Origin of the sequence: Proteus sp. G2669, assembly GCF_009915245.1 — a bacterium.
In the GTDB taxonomy this organism is placed as follows: domain Bacteria; phylum Pseudomonadota; class Gammaproteobacteria; order Enterobacterales; family Enterobacteriaceae; genus Proteus.
The window spans coordinates 33,626-54,958 of the sequence record NZ_JAABLX010000020.1 but is presented as its reverse complement, the minus strand read 5'-3'; the positions used below and the strand labels follow the sequence as shown (position 1 = coordinate 54,958).

General features: G+C 38.2%; 15 protein-coding genes. 10 read left to right on the top strand and 5 right to left on the bottom strand.

Features of this window, described 5'->3' with window-relative positions; genetic code table 11:
* Positions 1-76 precede the first annotated feature (76 nt).
* The 8 genes from GWI68_RS05605 to allD all read left to right on the top strand — a co-directional run bounded on the left by GWI68_RS05605 (position 77) and on the right by allD (position 11,463).
* Positions 77-3,811, top strand: a complete 3,735-nt coding sequence (locus tag GWI68_RS05605) for a DNA translocase FtsK 4TM domain-containing protein (protein ID WP_166539648.1) — start codon at positions 77-79, stop codon at positions 3,809-3,811.
* Positions 3,812-3,923: 112 nt separating this feature from the next.
* A complete protein-coding gene (gene lolA / locus GWI68_RS05600) occupies positions 3,924-4,532 on the top strand; it encodes an outer membrane lipoprotein chaperone LolA (RefSeq protein ID WP_109408785.1) in 609 nt (202 codons plus the stop codon).
* Between the two features lie 7 nt (positions 4,533-4,539).
* The gene (locus GWI68_RS05595; RefSeq protein WP_166539668.1) at positions 4,540-5,889 is read left to right on the top strand and encodes a replication-associated recombination protein A; all 1,350 of its coding nucleotides are present in this window, start codon (positions 4,540-4,542) and stop codon (positions 5,887-5,889) included.
* Between the two features lie 118 nt (positions 5,890-6,007).
* Positions 6,008-7,297, top strand: coding sequence for a serine--tRNA ligase (serS, locus tag GWI68_RS05590; RefSeq protein ID WP_166539647.1), 1,290 nt, complete (start codon positions 6,008-6,010; stop codon positions 7,295-7,297).
* A gap of 259 nt (positions 7,298-7,556) precedes the next feature.
* Positions 7,557-8,588, top strand: a complete 1,032-nt coding sequence (locus GWI68_RS05585; RefSeq protein ID WP_243733303.1) for an ATP-binding cassette domain-containing protein — start codon at positions 7,557-7,559, stop codon at positions 8,586-8,588.
* Between the two features lies 1 nt (position 8,589).
* Positions 8,590-9,276, top strand: coding sequence for a methionine ABC transporter permease (locus GWI68_RS05580; RefSeq protein WP_166539646.1), 687 nt, complete (start codon positions 8,590-8,592; stop codon positions 9,274-9,276).
* A 49-nt stretch (positions 9,277-9,325) separates the two neighbouring features.
* Positions 9,326-10,150: a MetQ/NlpA family ABC transporter substrate-binding protein gene (locus tag GWI68_RS05575; RefSeq protein WP_166539645.1), complete on the top strand. Its 825-nt coding sequence runs from the start codon at positions 9,326-9,328 to the stop codon at positions 10,148-10,150.
* 263 nt (positions 10,151-10,413) lie between these two features.
* Positions 10,414-11,463 carry an ureidoglycolate dehydrogenase gene (allD, locus tag GWI68_RS05570; protein ID WP_166539644.1) on the top strand — a complete coding sequence of 350 codons (1,050 nt, stop codon included), beginning with the start codon at positions 10,414-10,416 and terminating at the stop codon, positions 11,461-11,463.
* 83 nt (positions 11,464-11,546) lie between these two features.
* Here the strand turns inward: allD and GWI68_RS05565 are convergent, their stop codons facing one another.
* Positions 11,547-12,434, bottom strand: coding sequence for a BPSS1780 family membrane protein (locus GWI68_RS05565; RefSeq protein WP_166539643.1), 888 nt, complete (start codon positions 12,432-12,434; stop codon positions 11,547-11,549).
* A 241-nt stretch (positions 12,435-12,675) separates the two neighbouring features.
* Between GWI68_RS05565 and GWI68_RS05560 the strand changes: the two genes are divergently transcribed.
* Entirely contained in the window at positions 12,676-13,512 is an 837-nt protein-coding gene (locus tag GWI68_RS05560) for an HNH endonuclease signature motif containing protein (protein ID WP_166539642.1), read from the top strand.
* A 69-nt stretch (positions 13,513-13,581) separates the two neighbouring features.
* Here GWI68_RS05560 and pflA read toward each other — a convergent pair whose 3' ends face one another.
* From pflA to ycaO, 4 genes are all read right to left on the bottom strand, one after another.
* Positions 13,582-14,322, bottom strand: coding sequence for a pyruvate formate lyase 1-activating protein (pflA, locus tag GWI68_RS05555; protein ID WP_036938126.1), 741 nt, complete (start codon positions 14,320-14,322; stop codon positions 13,582-13,584).
* Positions 14,323-14,431: 109 nt separating this feature from the next.
* Positions 14,432-16,714 carry a formate C-acetyltransferase gene (gene pflB / locus GWI68_RS05550; protein ID WP_166539641.1) on the bottom strand — a complete coding sequence of 761 codons (2,283 nt, stop codon included), beginning with the start codon at positions 16,712-16,714 and terminating at the stop codon, positions 14,432-14,434.
* A gap of 54 nt (positions 16,715-16,768) precedes the next feature.
* A complete protein-coding gene (gene focA, locus GWI68_RS05545) occupies positions 16,769-17,623 on the bottom strand; it encodes a formate transporter FocA (protein ID WP_109408791.1) in 855 nt (284 codons plus the stop codon).
* A 672-nt stretch (positions 17,624-18,295) separates the two neighbouring features.
* On the bottom strand, positions 18,296-20,053 hold the full coding sequence (gene ycaO, locus GWI68_RS05540) for a 30S ribosomal protein S12 methylthiotransferase accessory factor YcaO (protein WP_166539640.1): 1,758 nt from the start codon (positions 20,051-20,053) through the stop codon (positions 18,296-18,298).
* Positions 20,054-20,282: 229 nt separating this feature from the next.
* On the opposite strand from ycaO, the gene ansB reads away from it, so the two are divergent.
* On the top strand, positions 20,283-21,320 hold the full coding sequence (gene ansB / locus GWI68_RS05535; RefSeq protein ID WP_208105124.1) for an L-asparaginase 2: 1,038 nt from the start codon (positions 20,283-20,285) through the stop codon (positions 21,318-21,320).
* Positions 21,321-21,333 lie beyond the last annotated feature (13 nt).

Genomic DNA, 21,333 nt, shown 5'->3' with positions numbered 1-21,333 from the left:
ATACAGTTTCAACGCTGAGATATCTCAGCGTTGTTCCGTTTTAATTTAACCCTAAGTTAAACCTGGAGAGCCCTCTTTGAGCCAGGAATATACAGAAGACAAAAATATTTGTTTAACAAAGATAAGTAACCGTCGTCGTGTTTGGGAAGCTATTCTCATTTTAATCGGGATTGGTGCTGTCTTTTTGATGGTTTCTTTATTTAGCTTTCATCCCTCTGATCCTAGCTGGTCACAAACCACATGGAATGAACCTATTCAAAACCTAGGTGGCAGTATCGGAGCATGGCTAGCTGATATCCTATTTTCAGCATTTGGTTTACTCGCCTATGCTATTCCTATTGTGGTTGTTTTTGGTTGTTGGAATTCACTGCGCTACCAAAAAAATCGCGAATATACTGATTTTTTCTCCCTTGCACTTCGCACGATTGGCGCCTTGGCTCTGGTTTTTACCTCTTGTGCATTAGCTGATCTTAATTTTGATGATATCTATAATTTTAGTTCAGGCGGTGTTATTGGCAGTTTATTTAGTAAGGCATTATTACCTTGGTTTAATGTATTAGGCGCAACGCTTGCACTGTTATCTGTTTGGGCAGTTGGTTTTACATTATTTACAGGATGGTCGTGGCTAACGATCACCGAAAAAATTGGTGCAGTTATCCTTGGTACGGTGGGTTTTATTACTAATCGAGGCCAACACGATGCTGAATACGAAGACGAAGAAGATGATAACACTCAAGATTTTGTTGATGATGTTACTGAGCATTCAAATCAAACAGAAAAACAAGCATCAGAACTAACAACAGAAGAGAGTGATGACATCTTATTTTCTGCACCTTCAGCGCTTGAACTTGCTCGTCAGCAAGATATTGATTCCTCGAAACCTCCTAAAACGCAACAAGAAGATGATTTACCTTCATTCAGTGCAACAAATGATACCGACGATCATGTTCAATCATTAACGCCAGTTGCACCTGTTATAGCGGAGTCTGTAGTAGAAAATACGTCCGAAATAACAGAAGAAATACCGGAACATTACCGTTTTGATATTCCTGAAGCCTTCCTTAAAAAAGATATTCAGCCAGAAGTTAGTGCTTCGCAACATTCTGTTTATTCAATTCCAGAAGAGAACATATCTTCTGTGAAGCCATTAGTTGAAAATAATCCTATTGCACAACCTGTAGATAGTTTTATGCCTGTTGGACGAGCTGAACCTACATTTTCAATGGCACCAGATAGTGATGATACCTTAACACAAGCCGCAACGGTGACTGCCGGAGCCACAACAAGTGCCCTAGTAAGCCACGGAGCACAAGTTAAACAAGGTTTAGGGCCTGAATTGCCACGACCAAATCCAGTACGTTTGCCTACTCGTCGAGAGCTCTATGGTATTCATATTCCTTCGCAACGTGAAGCAGAGCTACGCCGCCGTGAAGAAGCTGTTCAATCAGAGCCTGAAGATGAATTAGCTGATATCCAAGAGCAAGCGAATTTTGAACAGCAATTACGACAACAATTTCTTGAACAGCAACGTGAACGTTATGGCGACGAAGCTGATGAGGTTATTGAGCAATCTGCCTCTCATTATGAGCCGAATATTGAGACGCCACTTTCTTCCTTTAATCATCAACAAGATAATTATCGAGACGAACCTACTGTTACTGCAAATACATTCTCTTCAGCAGAAGATAATAGCAATGTTCTTGATGAGAATGAGCTTTATGAACAGCAACAGCTAGCTGCACAATTTAAGCAACAATTGCAGGATCGTTATGGTGATGAGGTTTCGTTAGATGATGACGAAGATGAAGTTTTACCTCAAATATCAACATCAGCATCTTCATTACAAGCAACTACGGGTTATCAACCTCATATTCAACATTCGTTTGCCTCACAATCAGCAAAACCAACGCAAACAATGGAGAAAAAAGTAGAGTATCCAACCAGTAATGCGTTTTTACAAATCTCACCTCGTGATGATGAAGAGGAAGAGTACACCCCAAAAATTGAATTAGAAAGAGAACTCACCGCATTAGAAGCTTTCTCACCTATTGATGATTTATTGGATGAAGAGCCAATAGAGCCAGTATTTACGCCGATTGTTTCTGAACCTGTTACGCCACCTGCGGCACCTCAAACTGCATCGCAATCACGTATTGAACCACAGCCCAATATGGCTCAGCATTTTGGACAGCAACAGCAACAGCAACAGCAACAGCAACAGCAACAGCAACAGCAACAGCAACAGCAACAGCAACAGCAACAGCAACAAGAATCATTAATTCATCCATTCTTGATGCGTAATGACAGACCGCTGCAAAAACCAACCACGCCAATGCCTTCTCTGGATCTGTTAACAACACCGCCAGTAGAAGATGAGCCTGTTGATATGTTTGAGCTTGAGCGTGTTGGAAAGCTTATTGAAGCACGCCTTAATGATTATCGTGTTAAAGCCAAGGTGGTTGGTATTTCACCGGGGCCTGTTATCACGCGATTTGAACTTGAACTTGCGCCAGGTGTTAAAGCTGCGCGTATTTCAAATTTATCACGCGACTTAGCGCGTTCATTGTCTGCCATTGCGGTACGTATTGTTGAAGTTATTCCGGGGAAACCTTATGTAGGACTGGAATTACCTAACAAAAAACGTCAAACCGTATATATGCGAGAATTGTTAGATAGCGATACATTCCGTGATAGCCGTTCTCCACTGACAGTTGTTTTAGGTAAAGATATCGGTGGTCAGCCAGTTGTTGCCAATCTTGCTAAGATGCCTCACTTACTTGTTGCTGGTACAACGGGTTCAGGTAAATCTGTCGGTGTGAATGCGATGATCATCAGCATTCTCTATAAAGCAAAACCAGAAGATGTTCGCTTTATTATGATTGACCCTAAAATGCTTGAGCTTTCAGTTTATGAAGGTATTCCACATCTTCTAACAGAAGTTGTTACAGATATGAAAGATGCCGCAAGTGCGCTGCGTTGGAGCGTGGCTGAAATGGAACGTCGTTATAAACTAATGTCAGCATTAGGTGTGCGTAACCTTGCTGGTTATAACGAAAAAATTAAAGAAGCTGAAGCAATGGCACGTCCTATTCCTGATCCATTCTGGAAATCAACTGACAGTATGGCAACGGAAATGCCGACGTTAGGAAAAGAACCTTATATTGTTGTTGTCGTTGATGAATTTGCTGATTTGATGATGACAGCCGGTAAAAAAGTGGAAGAGCTGATTGCTCGCTTAGCACAAAAAGCGCGTGCTGCAGGTATTCACCTTGTACTTGCAACACAAAGACCTTCAGTTGATATTATTACTGGTTTAATTAAAGCTAATATTCCTAGCCGTATTGCCTTTACCGTTTCAAGTAAAATCGACTCTCGAACTATTTTAGACCAAGGTGGTGCTGAATCATTATTAGGCATGGGTGATATGCTTTATGCACCGAATGGTTTTGTGCCTGAGCGTGTTCATGGTGCTTTTGTTAGCGATGATGAAGTACATGCTGTGGCAACTGACTGGAAAGCACGAGGTCGTCCACAATATATTGAAGCTATTACTAAGTGTGGTGAAGAAGGCGAAAGTGGTAATGGTGGTGGTTATGACGATAGTGAAGAGCTAGATCCTTTATTTGACCAAGCGGTAGCATTTGTTGTTGAAAAACAACGTGTTTCTATTTCTGGTGTACAACGTCAATTTAGAATTGGCTACAACCGTGCCGCAAGAATTGTAGAGCAAATGGAGATGCAAGGTATTGTCAGTACGCCAAATCACAACAATACCCGTGATGTACTTTCACCACCACCTTCTGATATGTAATATCTTGAAAACTCAGTTATCAGCTAATGAGATAGCATGATAACCTGCACAATATCATTAAAATTTATACGCCGACATTATGTCGGCGTAATCTCATGCCGAGGCTTGTAGAATGAAAAAAGTATTATTTGCAGTGTGTGCGATGACATTAATAAGTAGCCAAGCCGCTTGGGCTGATGCGCGTCAAGATCTGCAACAACGATTAAATAAAGTAAATAGTTTTCAAGCTAACTTCAGCCAAACTGTCACTAGCAATGAAGGTGCCCTTATTCAAAAAGGGGAAGGAAATTTAAAAGTACAACGCCCTGATTTGTTTAATTGGCAAATGACCGCACCTGATGAGAGCACTCTGATTTCTGATGGTAAAACATTATGGTTTTATAATCCCTTTGTGGAGCAAGTTACTGCGAGCTGGCTTGAAAGTGCTACAACCAATACTCCGTTTATGTTGATCGCGCGTAACGACAGTAAAGAATGGCAAAATTATGAAGTTAAACAAACGGGTGACCGTTTTGAGCTAACGCCAAAAGTAGAAAATAACTTAAAACATTTTACGATCACCGTGTTACCTAATGGGCAAATCCAGCAATTTGCTGCCACAGAACAAGATGGCCAGGTGAGTAATTATCAATTAACTGCTCAAACAGCTGCGCCAATCGATGCATCCGCATTTCGCTTTACACCTCCTGCGGGTGTGACTGTGGATGACCAACGTCAGTGAGGATATTTTGAGTAATTTATCACTCGATTTTTCACGCAATGAGTTCCAACCTCTGGCTGCAAGAATGCGGCCTGAAACATTGGAGCAATATATCGGGCAAACGCACTTACTTGCCGAAGGTAAGCCATTACCTCGTGCTATTAAGGCGGGGCAATTGCATTCCATGATTTTATGGGGGCCACCAGGAACAGGGAAAACAACCCTTGCTGAGATTATTGGTCGCTATGCACAAGCTGATATAGAACGTTTATCTGCGGTAACATCGGGTATTAAAGAAATCAGAGAGTCTATTGAAATTGCGCGCCAAAATCGTAATGCTGGGCGTAGAACAATACTATTTGTTGATGAAGTTCATCGTTTTAATAAAAGTCAGCAAGATGCTTTTTTACCTCATATTGAAGATGGTACGATCACTTTTATCGGCGCAACGACTGAAAATCCCTCTTTTGAATTAAATTCCGCGTTGCTATCCAGAGCAAGGGTTTATCTATTACGTTCATTAACCGAAGCAGATATTGAGCTAGTGCTACAACAAGCACTGGATGATCCTGAACGTGGCTTAGGTGAGCGCAATATCATTTTACCTAATGATACTCGTAAAATGATTGCACAATTGGTTAATGGTGATGCACGTCGTTCATTAAATTTACTTGAAATGATGGCTGATATTGCCGAAGTAGATAGCCAAGGAAAACGCATGTTGACACCTGCGTTACTCACTGAAATCAGTGGTGAGCGTAGTGCGCGTTTCGATAATAAAGGCGATCGCTTTTACGATCTTATCTCTGCATTGCATAAATCAGTAAGAGGATCTGCACCCGATGCAGCACTTTATTGGTACGCAAGGATCATAACAGCAGGTGGTGATCCACTTTATGTTGCTCGCCGTTTATTGGCAATCGCATCAGAAGATGTAGGTAATGCTGATCCTCGTGCAATGCAAGTCGCTATTGCTGCATGGGATTGTTTTACGCGTGTAGGGCCTGCTGAAGGTGAGCGCGCGATTGCGCAAGCCATTGTGTATTTGTCTTGTGCTCCCAAAAGTAATGCAGTTTATACCGCATTTAAAGCAGCTATTGCAGATGCAAAAAGTAAACCTGATTATGATGTGCCTGAGCATTTGCGTAATGCGCCAACAAAACTGATGAAAGAAATGGGGCTTGGTGCTGAGTATCGTTATGCGCATGATGAGCCTAATGCGTATGCGGCAGGAGAGGTTTATTTTCCTAAAGAAATGGCCAATACGCAGTACTACTACCCAGTAAAAAGAGGGTTAGAGATCAAGGTTGCAGAGAAATTAGACTGGCTTTCTCAACAAGATCAAAATAGTGCTACAAAACGCTATCGCAAAATGTAAAGATGCGGTAAGGTTATTAAATTATCATTAATTTCTTAACTATGCCTTGTCTCAGATATCTTTTTTATAAGATAGGAGAGAAGGTTTTTATTAATCTATCAATAAGCACAGGATAAGCATGCTCGATCCAAATCTACTGCGTAATGAGCTAGACGCGGTCGCCGAAAAACTGGCTCGCAGGGGGTTCACCCTCGATGTGGAAAAAATCCGTCAACAAGAAGAACGCCGTAAGGTGTTACAGGTTGAAACCGAATCCCTGCAAGCAGAACGTAATTCTCGATCGAAGTCCATCGGTGCGGCAAAAGCGCGTGGTGAAGATATTGAGCCACTTCGTCAGGAAGTTAACCTGTTAGGTGAAAAACTTGAAGCTGCAAAAGCAGAACTTGAAGTTCTTCAAGCGGAAATCCGTGATTACGTTTTAACTATCCCGAATATGCCAGATGATGCTGTGCCAAATGGTAAAGATGATAGCGAAAACGTAGAGGTTTCTCGTTGGGGCACACCAAAGAGCTATGATTTTGAATTAAAAGATCATGTGACTTTAGGTGAGCTGACTGATGGTTTAGATTTCGCTTCTGCGGTGAAAATTACGGGTTCACGTTTTGTTGTGATGAAAGGTCAAATTGCACGTTTACATCGTACTATCACACAATTTATGCTGAATCTGCATACCGAAGAGCACGGCTACCAAGAAATGTATGTTCCTTACTTGGTTAATCACGCAACTCTGTACGGTACAGGTCAGTTACCTAAATTTAGTGAAGACTTATTCCACACTAAACCGTTAGAAGAAGAAGCAGAAAGCCAATATGCACTGATTCCAACAGCAGAAGTCCCTGTTACTAACATGGTAAGAGACGTTATTCTCGAAGAAGACGATTTACCATTGAAAATGACGGCTCATACACCATGTTTCCGTTCAGAAGCAGGCTCTTATGGTCGTGATACTCGTGGTCTTATTCGTATGCACCAATTTGATAAAGTTGAGCTGGTTCAAATTGCTCATCCTGAAAAATCAATGGAAGCATTAGAAGAGCTAACAGGCCATGCTGAAAAAGTGTTGCAATTACTGAATCTGCCATATCGTAAAGTTGTGCTTTGCACAGGTGATATCGGTTTTGGTTCACGCAAAACTTACGACTTAGAAGTTTGGGTTCCTGCTCAAAACACATACCGTGAAATATCTTCATGCTCAAATATGTGGGATTTCCAAGCACGTCGTATGCAAGCACGTTTCCGCTCTAAAGGTGACAAGAAGACTCAACTGGTTCATACATTAAACGGTTCTGGTTTAGCAGTAGGTCGTACTTTAGTCGCAATCATGGAAAACTATCAAATGGCTGATGGCCGTATTGAAATTCCAGAAGTGTTACGTCCTTATATGAACGGTTTAGAATATATCGGTTAATTATTCTCTAATTAATTGAGTATTAATAATTTAACCCTCTGCTTAGGCAGGGGGTTTTTTATTATCTGTAATAAATATTTATCACTATTAATTTATTTTATGGTGATAGTTAAATCTAGACTATAAGGCAATTACAAATTAAAAATTCAATAATAAAACCAGTAGAAATAATTTAATTCTAAGGTATGCCCTTTTTGTTTATTTCATTTTCATTCCCTGCTTGACAATTCCTCTCATTAACATTAATTTGGATTTCTAGATGTTTAGCCGTCTAGATTTCCATTTAATGAGTGAGTTGATTAAAATGATAACACTAAAAAATGTCAGCAAAATTTATCAGCGAGGGAAAAAGCAAACTGTTGCTGTTGATGATATTAATTTGAATATTGAGCAGGGAGATATCTTTGGCATCATTGGTTATAGCGGTGCTGGGAAAAGTAGTTTGATCCGACTATTAAATCGCTTAGAGCCTGTTAGCAAAGGTGAGGTGATTGTAGGTAAATATAATATTACTACCAGTAGTGAGCGTGAGATCCGTAAAATTCGTCACTCGATTGGCATGATTTTTCAACACTTTAATTTATTATGGTCACGCACAGTTAGAGAAAATATTGAATTTCCACTCGAAATTTCGGGCTTAGATAAAAAACAACGTTCTCAGCGAGCGAGTGAACTTATGACGTTGGTTGGGCTTGCTGATAAAGCAGATGAATATCCATCAACATTAAGTGGTGGACAAAAGCAACGTGTGGGTATTGCTAGAGCGCTAGCAAACAATCCTGATGTTTTATTATGTGATGAAGCAACATCTGCATTAGATCCAAAAACAACACAAACAATTTTAGCATTGCTTGCTGAAATTAATAAAAAAATGAATATTACGATAGTGTTGATCACACATGAAATGCAGGTTGTAAAAGCAATATGCAACAAAGTTGCAGTTATTGAACAAGGAAGAATAATAGAACAAGGTGAAGTGCTAAAAATATTTAATCAACCCAAACATAAAGTGACGCAACAATTTTTATCTCAATCAACACAGGTAATAGATAATAATGATGATATTGATAATATAAAACAACAAAGCACAGTGATAAGATTATTATTACAAGAAGGTAAAAAATATGATTATTTTCTTTATGATTTGATTTCTAAATTTAATGAACCTATTAATTTGATAAAAGGAAATTTCTCACAAGAAAATGGGTTTGTTTACTTACAATTAAATAATAAATCTAATGAAATTATACAATACCTTGAGAGCAATAATTTTAATATAGCGGTTGTGTGATATGGATGAAATACAAATTTTAGTTAATAGTTACTTTCCTCATTTAAAGCTCAATGTCTTAGGAGAAGAAACATTAAATACTCTATATATGACATTAGTTTCGGGTTTATTATCTTGCTTATTAGGGATTTTAATTGGTGTCACATTATTTTTAACAGCAAAAGAAGGTTATAAAGAGCAGATTTCTATTTATAGAGCACTTTCATTTATTGTAAACATTTTTAGGGCAGTTCCTTTTATTATTTTAATTATATTATTGTTTCCTTTTACTAAATTAATTGTGGGAACCATATTAGGTGTTAACGCAGCACTACCTGCATTAGTGATTTCAGCTGCCGCATTTTACGCAAGATTGGTTGAATTAGCACTACGTGAAGTTGATAAAGGTGTCATAGAAGCAAGCCTTTCAATGGGAGCTAATTTACCTACATTAATATTTAAAGTGTTATTGCCTGAATCATCCCCTGCGCTGGTTTCTGGATTAACCGTGACATTAATTTCTTTAGTTGGAGGAACGGCTGTTGCGGGGGCGATTGGTGCCGGTGGATTAGGAAATTTAGCTTATTTAGAAGGATTTCAGCGCAGCCATCTTGATGTAGTTTGGATTGCAACATTAGTGATTTTATTGATTGTATTATGTATTCAGTTATTGGGAGATAGTGTTGTACGAAATATAGATAAGCGCTAATTAAAAAATACTTCAATTAAAAATTAAATTTAAAAATAAGGTTATACCAATGAAATTAACAGTATTTAAAAAACTGGGATCACTGCTACTTATTAGCCTCGCGCTCTCTGCTTGTAAGCCAACTGATGAAAAGTCAGAAAATAAATTAATTATAGGTGCATCAAGTACACCTCATGCTGAAATCCTTGAGTTTATAAAACCCCAATTAGCAAAAGAAGGATTAGAGTTAGATATTCGAGTCTTTAATGACTATATTATTCCTAATCAGGCATTAGCGGAAAAAGAATTAGATGCAAACTTCTTTCAACATGTGCCTTATTTAAATAAAACACTTGCTGATCACCCTGACTGGAAATTAGTATCAGCAGGTGCAGTACATATGCACCCTTATCGTTTTTTCTCACAGAAATATAAAAGCTTACAAGATCTACCGAATGGTGCAAAAATGATAAGTAGTAATAATCTGGCACAGCATGGACATATATTAAAACTGTTCCAAGACGAAGGGATAATTAAATTACGTGAAGGCATCGATCCTGATGATTCTACAATTGATGATATTGTAGAAAATCCTCGTAATATAAAATTCCTATTTACTTATGATGGTCCATTATTACCACAAATTTATAAAAATGGTGAAGCGGATGTTGCTTCTATTGATGGACACTTTGCTATTAATGCGGGGCTAAATTTAACCAAAGAAGTCATTTATACCGAGCCTGCCGCAAACAGTAAGTTTGCCAATGTGGTTGTGATTAGAGAAGAAGATAAAAATGATCCACGTATTGCTAAATTAATGACGCAATTACGATCTCCAGAAACCAAACAATTTATTTTAGAAACGTTTAAGGGCGAAGCTGTTCCGGTTCCATAATATTATCTGTGGCAAAGAGTTTGTGATCAAATAGTCAGTGGAGCAAGAAATTGTTCCACTTTTTTGTTTATAACAAGAGCTATTATAAAAAGGTTTTTAATAAAGAAATGACTATTTAACAAAAATATAACGCAATCCTTCATTGGTTAAACCGATCACGGCAGATCCTATTTATGCTGTTAAATTAGACCTATCGCTCGAATTTACCTCAATTATTTTATGACGTTTCTATTTAAATAGAACCCTACAAAAGAGCATATTCTATGATAGTTTCTAAACCGCAGTTACATCAATTAATTAAAAATAAATTACATCATGCTGGGCTAAATGAAGCCCATGCAGATACGGTGGCTGATGTCTTAGTCCATGCTGATGGTAAAGGCATTCATTCTCATGGTGCTGTGCGTGTAGAGTATTATGCAGAGCGCATTAGCAAAGGTGGTACCAATACCACACCTAATTTTACTTATACTGAAACTGGACCTTGTAGCGCTGTATTTGATGGCGATAATGGCGCAGGCCATGTTGCCGCGAAAGATGCAATGGAACGCGCAATTAAAATGGCACAGGAGAAGGGCGTCGCAGTCGTTGGTGTAAGACGAATTGGTCACAGTGGCGCACTTTCTTATTTTGTCGAGCAGGCATCACAAGCAGGAATGATAGGTATCTCACTTTGCCAATCTGATCCTATGGTTGTTCCTTTTGGTGGCTCAGAAGTGTATTACGGCACAAACCCTATCGCGTTTTCTGCTCCAGGCGTAGGTGATAAACATATTACATTCGATATGGCGACAACAGTACAGGCATGGGGCAAGGTGCTTGATGCGCGTTCACGTCATGTCGATATTCCTGATACTTGGGCGGTAGATGAAAGCGGAAAACCTACGACAGATCCTTTTGCGGTAAAAGGCTTATTGCCCATTGCTGGCCCTAAAGGTTATGGTTTGATGATGATGGTCGATGTGTTATCAGGTATTTTGCTTGGGCTTCCTTTTGGTAAACATGTCAGCTCGATGTATCATGATTTAACGCAAGGACGAGAGTTAGGCCAATTACATATTGTAATTAATCCTGCATTCTTTACTGATGCGACATTATTTAGAGAGCATATCTCACAAGTTATGGGGGAATTAAATGCGATTAAGCCGGCCCCTAATGTAGATAAAGTTCTCTATCCTGGTGAAAATAGCCAAATAGAAGAACAAAGAAGCGAAAAAGAAGGCATTGAAATTGTTGATGAAATTTATAACTATTTGATCTCTGACGCACTTTACAATAAGTCTTACGATAATAAAAATCCGTTTGCAGGCTAATAAGATTTATTTTAGCTAATAAAAAGCAGTAGATGAGATTGCTTCAGTCTACTGCTGTTTTATTTAGGTTGTTAACGCTAATATTAGCTTACTAATTTTCCAATATTGGATTCAGCGGTTTTATTTAGAGAAATTGCACCATTTCCATTGATGCCACCGTTATTTCCTTGATTTCCTATATTATGATGATAAAAAATATCACGATAAGAGCCATACATTGCTGTATAGGAAAGAGGAATAGTAATCAGTAAACCTAAACCAAATGGAATAACACTAATAGCAATAATAAAGAACAGTAAAATAAAGAAGAAGAACCCACCAGATAAGTTTATTTTTACTGCTGCTAGGCTCGCTTTAACTGCAGGGAATGCTTTATAACCATTGACTAATACAAGCGCAGGAACAAACCAATAGGCTGCAGTGCTTAATGCACCAAAAATAGCGATAATAACAAAAAATAATATAAATCCAGACGAGTTATCCATCATCATTTCAGCAATGATTTCTTCAGGATAATCGCTATTGATAGCATAAAAAATATCCATCATAGCGGCACTGCTGACGATAAATGCAAGAATAAAACCTACAAGTAAAATTAGGAAACTAATACCATATGCGCCCATCAAGCTAAGGTAACGTTTGTTATAAAAGCCAAAGAATAAAGTATCAACATCAATACGTTGAGTCTCATACTGCTGATGAGCAATTGCCACGACACCTGCGGCTAATACAGTAGTAACAAAAGGTGAAATGATTGGACCCAATAGCGGAATGAATCCAAGAATGGTTGATATAATAAGACTAACGATAAAGTAGATAATAATAACGCCGATCCACATCCAAAAACGTTCTTTTATTAAATCCCATCCGAGTCCTAACCAACGCACTCCGCCTGAAGCACCTCGTGCTTGAGGAATAGGCGTAAAGATCTCTTGCGGCTCTGTTTGCGATGAATTGTTGTCTTGTTCCATTTCCTGTACCTTAATCCCGATATCTTTGTTTATAAATATAAGCCCTCTATAATATCTTTTTGTTTTGTTATTAATCAACTGTATTAAAGCTAATATAGGTTAAGGATAATCTTATAGTAAAAAAGCAATATTATTCTGTTATAGCAATAGGAGTATTAGATAGCTTATTTGCAGCCTTTTCTTTGATAAGAGGGTATGTGTCTTAAGTAAAATGAATGCACGATAATAAATAGGAATAAAAATGAAATATTATTATGCATTACATGGTGATAAAAATAAGAAGAATTTTGATTATAAAAGTGGTTATGGATTATCAGGTGCTCGAGTAGGTGACCTTTATAATATTGAAAAAGGAGATAAAGTTTTTATTATTCAAAAAATAAAAACTAATGAAAATTATAAATTATGCGGATTATTTGAGGTTGTTGGTCACTATGTAGATGAAAAAAACACCAAATCACCTAATAGGTTAAAATTTAAAGCACCTGATGATGAATATTTAAATAAATTTATTGAGTTAGATGAGGATGTTTTAAGTAAAAGCTTACCTAAGCTAGATACTCCTTATAATTGGAATAATTTTAAACGTCATTTTTGTAAGCAAGGACAATCATTAAGAAAACCTCTTTCAGAGAAAGTATCTAGGGTTTTACTTGACGTTTTAAATAATAACTTAAATACAGAGATTCAAAGTAAAGATCGGACTTTAGAAAAACTCAATGAAGAATTTGAAGATGCGGTTAAGCAATCAAGAGGATCTTCAAAAAAAGCTCGTCAGGAAAGATTAAAAAAAGCGCCGGCTAGGCTTGAATATATTTCGAGAGAAGTATTGGTTTATCCACGTAATCCAGATGTTGTTGCAGAGGTTTTAGATAGAGCAAAAGGGTTTTGTGAATGTTGTAAAAAACCTGCGCCATTTAATCGAAAAGAGAAGCAGAATAAAGATAACCCAGAGTATAAATCAGAACCTTATCTTGAAGTACATCATAAAATATTTTTATCACAAGGAGGGGGTGATACGGTTGAGAATGCTGAAGCTCTCTGCCCAAATTGCCATCGAGAAAAACATTATGGCTAATAGTAAACATTAAACAAAAAAGCAGCGCTTAAAAACGCTGCTTCTTAAATTAATTCTAAGTAGAAGAATTTAATACATTACTTTATGGCCGTAAGACTCAAGAATGGATTTAACATTTTCCATCGTCTCTTTTGACGGTGGATGAATACCATCTAGTTTGTATTCTTCGCCTAAAGCTACCCATTTATGTTTGCCGAGTTCGTGGTAAGGTAGTAGCTCTACTTTTTCGATGTTTTTCATATCTTTAATAAATTCGCCTAAACGATGAGCAGAATCATCATCGTCAGACCAACCCGGAACAACCACATAACGAACCCATGTTTTTTGGCCTCGCTTGGCTAAATAACGGGCAAATTCAAGTGTGCGTTGGTTTGATACGCCCACTAATTTTTGGTGAATTTCATCATTGACTTGTTTTAGGTCGAGCATCACCAAGTCAGTAGCATCCATTAATTCATCAATAACGGGATCATAACGACGAACAAAGCCGTTAGTATCTAAGCAAGTATGGATATTTTCTTTTTGACATGCGCGGAACCAATCGCGCACAAACTCTGCTTGCAAAATCGCTTCGCCACCAGAAGCAGTAACACCGCCACCAGAAGCATTCATAAAATGACGATAGGTAACCGCCTCTTTCATTAATTCATCAACTGTGACGATTTGCCCACCATGAGTATCCCATGTGTCACGATTGTGACAATAGAGGCATCTCATTAAGCATCCTTGAAAGAAAACAATGAAACGTATTCCGGGACCGTCAACAGTACCGCAGGATTCAAATGAGTGGATACGACCAAGTACGGACATAACAGGGTTACTCCAAAACTGTCTAGATAAAAAGGCCCCAAAGTAGGGGCCTTTATTCTAAGCGATTTTATCTACTTTCTCAGTAAATAAATGCATATAGTTATCTTTATTACATTGTTTGTGTAAATGTACGGGTGATAACGTCTTGCTGTTGCTCTTTAGTCAGTGAGTTAAAGCGAACTGCATAACCAGAAACACGGATAGTTAACTGAGGATATTTCTCAGGATCTTCCATTGCTTCTAACAGCATTTCACGGTTCATCACGTTAACGTTCAGATGCTGACCACCTTCAATGCCGGCTTCGTGGTGGAAATAACCATCCATCAGACCTGCAAGGTTCGCTTTACGAACATCATCATCTTTACCTAATGCATTAGGTACGATTGAGAAGGTGTAAGAAATACCGTCTTTTGCATAAGCAAATGGCAGTTTAGCAACTGAAGTCAGTGAAGCAACAGCACCTTTTTGGTCACGACCGTGCATTGGGTTAGCACCTGGTCCGAATGGCGCGCCTGCACGACGACCGTCTGGAGTGTTACCTGTTTTCTTACCGTAAACAACGTTTGAAGTGATAGTCAGGATAGACTGTGTAGGTACCGCATTACGGTATGTACGCAGTTTCTGAATTTTCTTCATGAAACGTTCAACTAAGTCACAAGCGATGTCATCTACACGAGAATCGTTGTTACCAAATTGTGGGTATTCGCCATCAATTTTGAAGTCAATCGCTAAGCCGTTTTCATCACGGATTGGAGAAACTTTTGCATATTTGATTGCAGACAGTGAGTCAGCTGCAACAGACAGACCTGCGATACCACATGCCATTGTACGATATACATCACGATCATGAAGTGCCATCAGAGCTGCTTCATAGCTGTATTTATCGTGCATGTAGTGGATAACGTTCAGCGCAGTGACGTACTGAGTTGCTAACCAATCCATAAAGTGATCCATTTGGTTCATCACGGTATCGAAGTTTAATACTTCGTCCTTGATTGGAGCATGTTTTGGACCTACTTGGATTTTCAGTTTTTCGTCAACACCACCATTGATGGTATACAGTAAGGTTTTCGCTAAGTTTGCACGAGCACCGAAGAACTGCATTTGTTTACCAACAACCATTGGGCTAACACAACATGCGATTGCATAGTCATCGCTGTCGAAGTCAGGACGCATTAAGTCATCATTTTCGTACTGGATTGAAGAAGTATCGATTGAGACTTTCGCTGCGTATTTTTTAAAGTTGATAGGCAGTTGTTCTGACCACAGGATGGTCATGTTTGGTTCTGGTGATGGACCCATTGTGTACAGGGTATTTAAGAAACGGAAAGTATTCTTAGTTACCATAGTACGGCCATCTAAACCCATACCAGCTAAAGATTCTGTTGCCCAGATTGGGTCACCAGAGAACAGCTCATCATATTCAGGAGTACGTAAGAAACGAACCATACGTAATTTCATGACTAAGTGGTCAATTAATTCCTGAGCTTGTTCTTCAGTCAGTAAACCTGCATCAATATCACGTTGGATGTAGATATCTAAGAATGTAGATACACGACCAAATGACATTGCAGCACCGTTTTGAGATTTAACAGCGGCTAAGTAACCGAAGTAAGTCCATTGTACTGCTTCTTTTGCGTTTTGAGCTGGGCGAGAAATATCGTAGCCGTATTTTGCAGCCATTTCTTGGATTTGACCTAAAGCAGCATGCTGCTCTGCGATTTCTTCACGCAGTTGGATAGTCATTTCCAGATCTTCGCCTTTTTCCATTCTTTCTTGTAAAGAAGTGAATTGAGCGAATTTATCTTTACGCAGGAAGTCGATACCGTACAGTGCAACACGACGGTAGTCACCGATGATACGGCCACGACCATAAGCATCTGGTAAACCTGTTAAGATACCAGATTTACGGCATTTCATGATGTCTGGAGTATAAACATCGAAAACGCCTTGGTTGTGAGTTTTACGATAATCAGTAAAGATTTTTTTCAGTTCTGGGTCCAGCTCACGGTTGTAAGCGTGGCAAGAACTTTCAACCATACGGATACCACCGAATGGGATGATCGCACGTTTCAGAGGTGCATCAGTCTGTAAACCTACGACTTGTTCTAAATCTTTAGTGATGTAACCCGCATCGTGTGATGTGATAGTTGAAGCAACAGAAGTATCAAAATCAACCGGCGCATGTGTGCGGTTTTCGATTTTGATGCCTTCCATAACTTGTTCCCAAAGTGTATCAGTTGCTTTAGTGGAACCTGCTAGGAAAGATTCGTCGCCTTCATATGGAGTATAGTTTTTTTGGATAAAATCACGAACGTTAACACCGTTCTGCCATTCACCTTCAGAAAAACCTTTCCATGCTTCAGCAAATTTTTCATTTAAATCAGACATGATACTTCTACCTTTTTACAATGGAACTTAAGAAATCAGTCATACCTGCACGGATTAATGTTTGTCACCGCGCAGATGCATTAACCAGTATACCAGACCGACTAGGACTGCCCCGCCAATAATGTTACCGATAGTGACAGGCAATAAATTATCAGAGAGAAAATTTGATACCGTTAAATTTGAAAATTGTTCGGGTGATGCACCTACTTTAGTCCAGAATTCTGCGGGTGCAAAATTCTTAATAACAATACCTAAAGGAATAAGAAACATGTTAGCGATACTGTGCTCAAAACCGCTAGCAACGAACATACCTATAGGTAAAATCAGTGCAAAAAGCTTATCAATGAGTGTACGACCTGCATAGCTCATCCATACTGCAAGACAAACCATTAAGTTAGCTAGAATGCCTAAACAAACTGCTTCGATAAAAGTGTGTTCAACTTTATGTTGTGCAGTTTGTAAAACGTTTAGCCCCCAAAGCCCATTTGCAGCCATATGTTGGCCAGCAAACCACATTAAGGCAACAAAAAAGAGTGCGCCAATGAAGTTACCAAGATAGACATTTATCCAGTTAGCAAACATTTTGCCCCAAGATATACGTCCAGTCGCTTTAGGAATAATAGTCAGAACAGTTGAGGTGAATAAGTCCGCGCCACAAACGACGACGAGCATTAACCCCAGAGAGAAGCAGATCCCGCCAACTAATTTAGCCAGCCCAAATGGAACAGATGCGGTGCCTGTAGTAGCAGTAATATAAAAAACAAAAGCAATTGATATAAACATTCCCGCAGTAAATGCAGATAAGTAAGTCGTTGGAATATGTTTATTTGCTTTATAACAACATGCATCATCGGCAACTTTTGCCATATCAGCAGGTGATAATAAATTAAAAGGGCTGTCAGCTTTCATACTAACACTCTCTTATATGTTGGAATAATTATAGCACGCAATAATAGTAGCAAAGGGGCTTACTTCTAAAATTGATATGGATCATGGTCGCTTATTAGAAACCCGATTTCAGTGCGTAAAAACCCGCTATTTTAGCTATAACCATTTGATTAATAAAATAAAAAAATTTTTTAAAAATTATCAAAAAATTTTAGACTAGCTGGATAAATAAAGTAAAAAGTAAAGATAAAGTATTATTTAGACCCCGTATGTTAAGAATTAAAAATCAAATTTAACGCCTTATTTACTTTTTCCATAAATATAAACATTACTTTATTTGTGGTTAATCATGATTGATTACTCCAGACATATAACCATTATAAAAATAAGGTTTTTAAATTTTTGAGATCTGGTTAAACAAATAGCAATTTAAACTGTATTTAAGCTATATTCTTAGTGCAAAAGTTCAATATATATTTATAGTGTCGTATTAAATATCTTAAATCGTCAATTTTGCCATATTTTGACAATTTTGTCGGATGGCATATTTGTCAAGTTGACAAAATTGTCAAAAATTTATTTTTAGCAAAATAAAACACTCTACTTTTCAATAGAGTGTTTCAATTTAAATACGCGCTTATTATTCAGTTAAATTTAGTGATTATTTAATAAATCATCCTAAATAAAATAGGCTTATTTGTTCGATTGACGTTTTGCTTTTTGCAATTTTTCATAAGCAGTAAGTAACGACTGATGAATAGGTAAATTTGTTAAGTCAGCATCGATAGGTTGTAAACCATAAAATGCTTGTTTACCTTGTATTGCGTTTAAGGCTGCTTGTAATGTTTCTTCTCCATACATACGAGAGAATGCATACATGTATTGCGCAGGTTCACGTTCAGTCTCTTGTTGTAATAATAAGAGATTGTGTAAGCAGCGATAATAATTTTGGCGTTCTGGCGTAAATAAAGAAGCGTTGAAATCTTGAGTCCATTCAACCCAGACAAGCGCTTGATCAAGATCACCACCAGCAAGTGCAAGCATGGATTTTAATTCACCCACTCGCAAATGGCTCCAGCCATTATCTTTACCTGGTGCAATACCAATCATTTCTCTGATACGAGTAAAGTCGTCTAGACCATCTTCATCAAATTGACCGATAAGTGATAAATATTCTTCTTTTGTGCCTTCGCTTGTTGGTAACGAAAGAATAGTATCACGCCAATGTACACCCATAATGTTATTGGCTAACTGTAGATCTTCTGCAGGGTAAATATCGGATAAACCAGGTACTAAAATACGACACGCATAAACGCCTAAGTGTGAGTAATCCATAATATAGACTTCAGCATCACACTGCTGGCACAGCGCCATTAAGGTATGGAACTCTTCTTCAGTGGTGCCACTGAAATTCCAATCAGCAAAAGTATAATCGGCATCTTTCTTAAATAGATCCCAACTAATTAAACCACTTGAATCAATAAAATGTGTTTCAAGATTGGTGTGATCACCCACTTCTTCATCATCAAAGCTTGGTGGGTTGAAAACATCAAGATCTTTAAGACTACGGCCTTGTAATAACTCCGTGACGGTACGCTCTAAAGCTACACCAAAATCAGGATGAGCTCCAAAAGAAGCGAAACAAGTTCCATTTTGTGGGTTAAATAACACGACACAAATAACAGGGAATTGTCCCCCTAAAGAAGCATCAAAGCTAAAGATTGGGAAACCTTCTTGCTCTAAGGTATTAATCGCTTCAATAACAGCAGGGTAGCGAGCTAAAACCTCTTTAGGAATTTCAGGTAAGCTAATTCTTTCGGTGATAATGCGGTTTTTCACATAGCGTTCAAAAACTTCTGAAAGTCCTTGGACACGAGCTTCATTCTTTGTATTACCCGCAGACATGCCATTAGAGGCATACAAGTTAGCAATAATATTTACAGGAATATAAACAGGTTTTTCATCTGATTGACGAATAAATGGTAGTGCGCAAATTCCACGATCATGATTACTTGATTGTAAATCAACTAATTCACTACCACATAACTCACCTTCAGGATCATAAAATTCACGTAAACGCGCATCTAATAAACCTGTAGGAACAGAATCATCTTCAGTGAGAGGGAACCATTTTTCACTTGGATAGTGAACAAATTCACCTTCTGCAATATCAGCACCTAGCCAGAAATCAGAGAAGAAATAATTAGTTGAAAGACGTTCAAAGTATTCGCCTAATGCGGAAGCTAATGCTGCTTTTTTGCTGGCACCTTTACCGTTAGTAAAACATAAAGGGCAATCTTTATCGCGAATATGAACAGACCAGACATTAGGAACTGGGTTTAACCATGAAGCTTCTTCAATGTTAAAGCCTAAGTCGGTTAATTTTTTCTGAAAGCTAGCGATAGAATCTTCCAGTGCGGCATCTTTGCCAGGAATGAATGTTTGTGACATGGCAGGTTTCATTAATATTTTGCGGATGATAGTTAGGGGGCACATGATACTGAAATCCCCTGTTAATCACTAATAATTTCTCTCATTTAGAACTGACTAACCATATTCATAACTAATAAATTATTTAACATATGAGTTTTTTTAATAAATACGTTCGATTTATCACGGAATTAATAATTTAAAATCATCATAATTGGATTTATTTATAAACTCATAAGGGATCAGTTCGATGATGAAAAAAACATTGCTTGCCAGTCTATTAGCTGTAGTCAGTGGTTCTGTTTTCGCCTTACCTAACGTCACCATTTTAGCTACTGGTGGTACCATTGCAGGTGGTGGTGATTCAGCAACAACATCAAGCTATACCGCGGGTAAATTAGGTATTGATACGCTAATTAATGCCGTACCTGAGGCTAAAAAAGTCGCTAATTTAAAAGGCGAGCAAGTCGTCAACATTGGTTCTCAAGATATGAATGACCAAGTATGGCTTAAGCTGGCTAATAAAATTAATGCAGATTGTGATAAAACGGACGGATTTGTTATCACTCATGGTACTGACACCATGGAAGAGACGGCTTACTTTCTGGATTTAACAACAGCCTGTAAAAAACCAGTTGTTATGGTTGGTGCAATGCGCCCTGCAACTGCATTAGGCGCTGAAGGTCCTTTAAATCTTTTTAACGCAGTTGTGATTGCCAGTGATAAAGCTTCTGAAAATCGTGGTGTGTTAGTCACTATGAACAATGCGGTTATCAGTGGTAAAGATGTCGTGAAAATGAATACGACTGAAGTACAAGCATTCCAGCCAGTTAATGCCGGTGCTCAAGGTTACGTACATAACGGCAAGGTACATTATTACACTGCGGCATTACCTCGTGCTGATAAACCCGCATTTGATGTCAGTAAACTAACTGAATTACCAAAAGTGGGTATTGTTTATAACTACTCAAACGCCTCTAATTTACCAGCAAAAGCCTTTATTGATAATGGCTATAAAGGTATTGTCAGCGCGGGTGTTGGTAACGGTAACTTATATACTGATATTTTTGATACCTTAGCCGATGGCGCTAAAAAAGGTGTGGTTGTTGTGCGTGCAAGTCGTGTACCAGTAGGCTTTACTACACAAAATGGTGAAGTTGATGATGCAAAATATGGCTTTGTTGCATCAGAGCGCTTAAACCCACAAAAAGCGAGAGTATTATTACAATTATCTTTAACACAAACGCAAGAGTCTGCGAAAATCCAAGAGAATTTCGAAAAGTATTAATTTAAGAGAATTT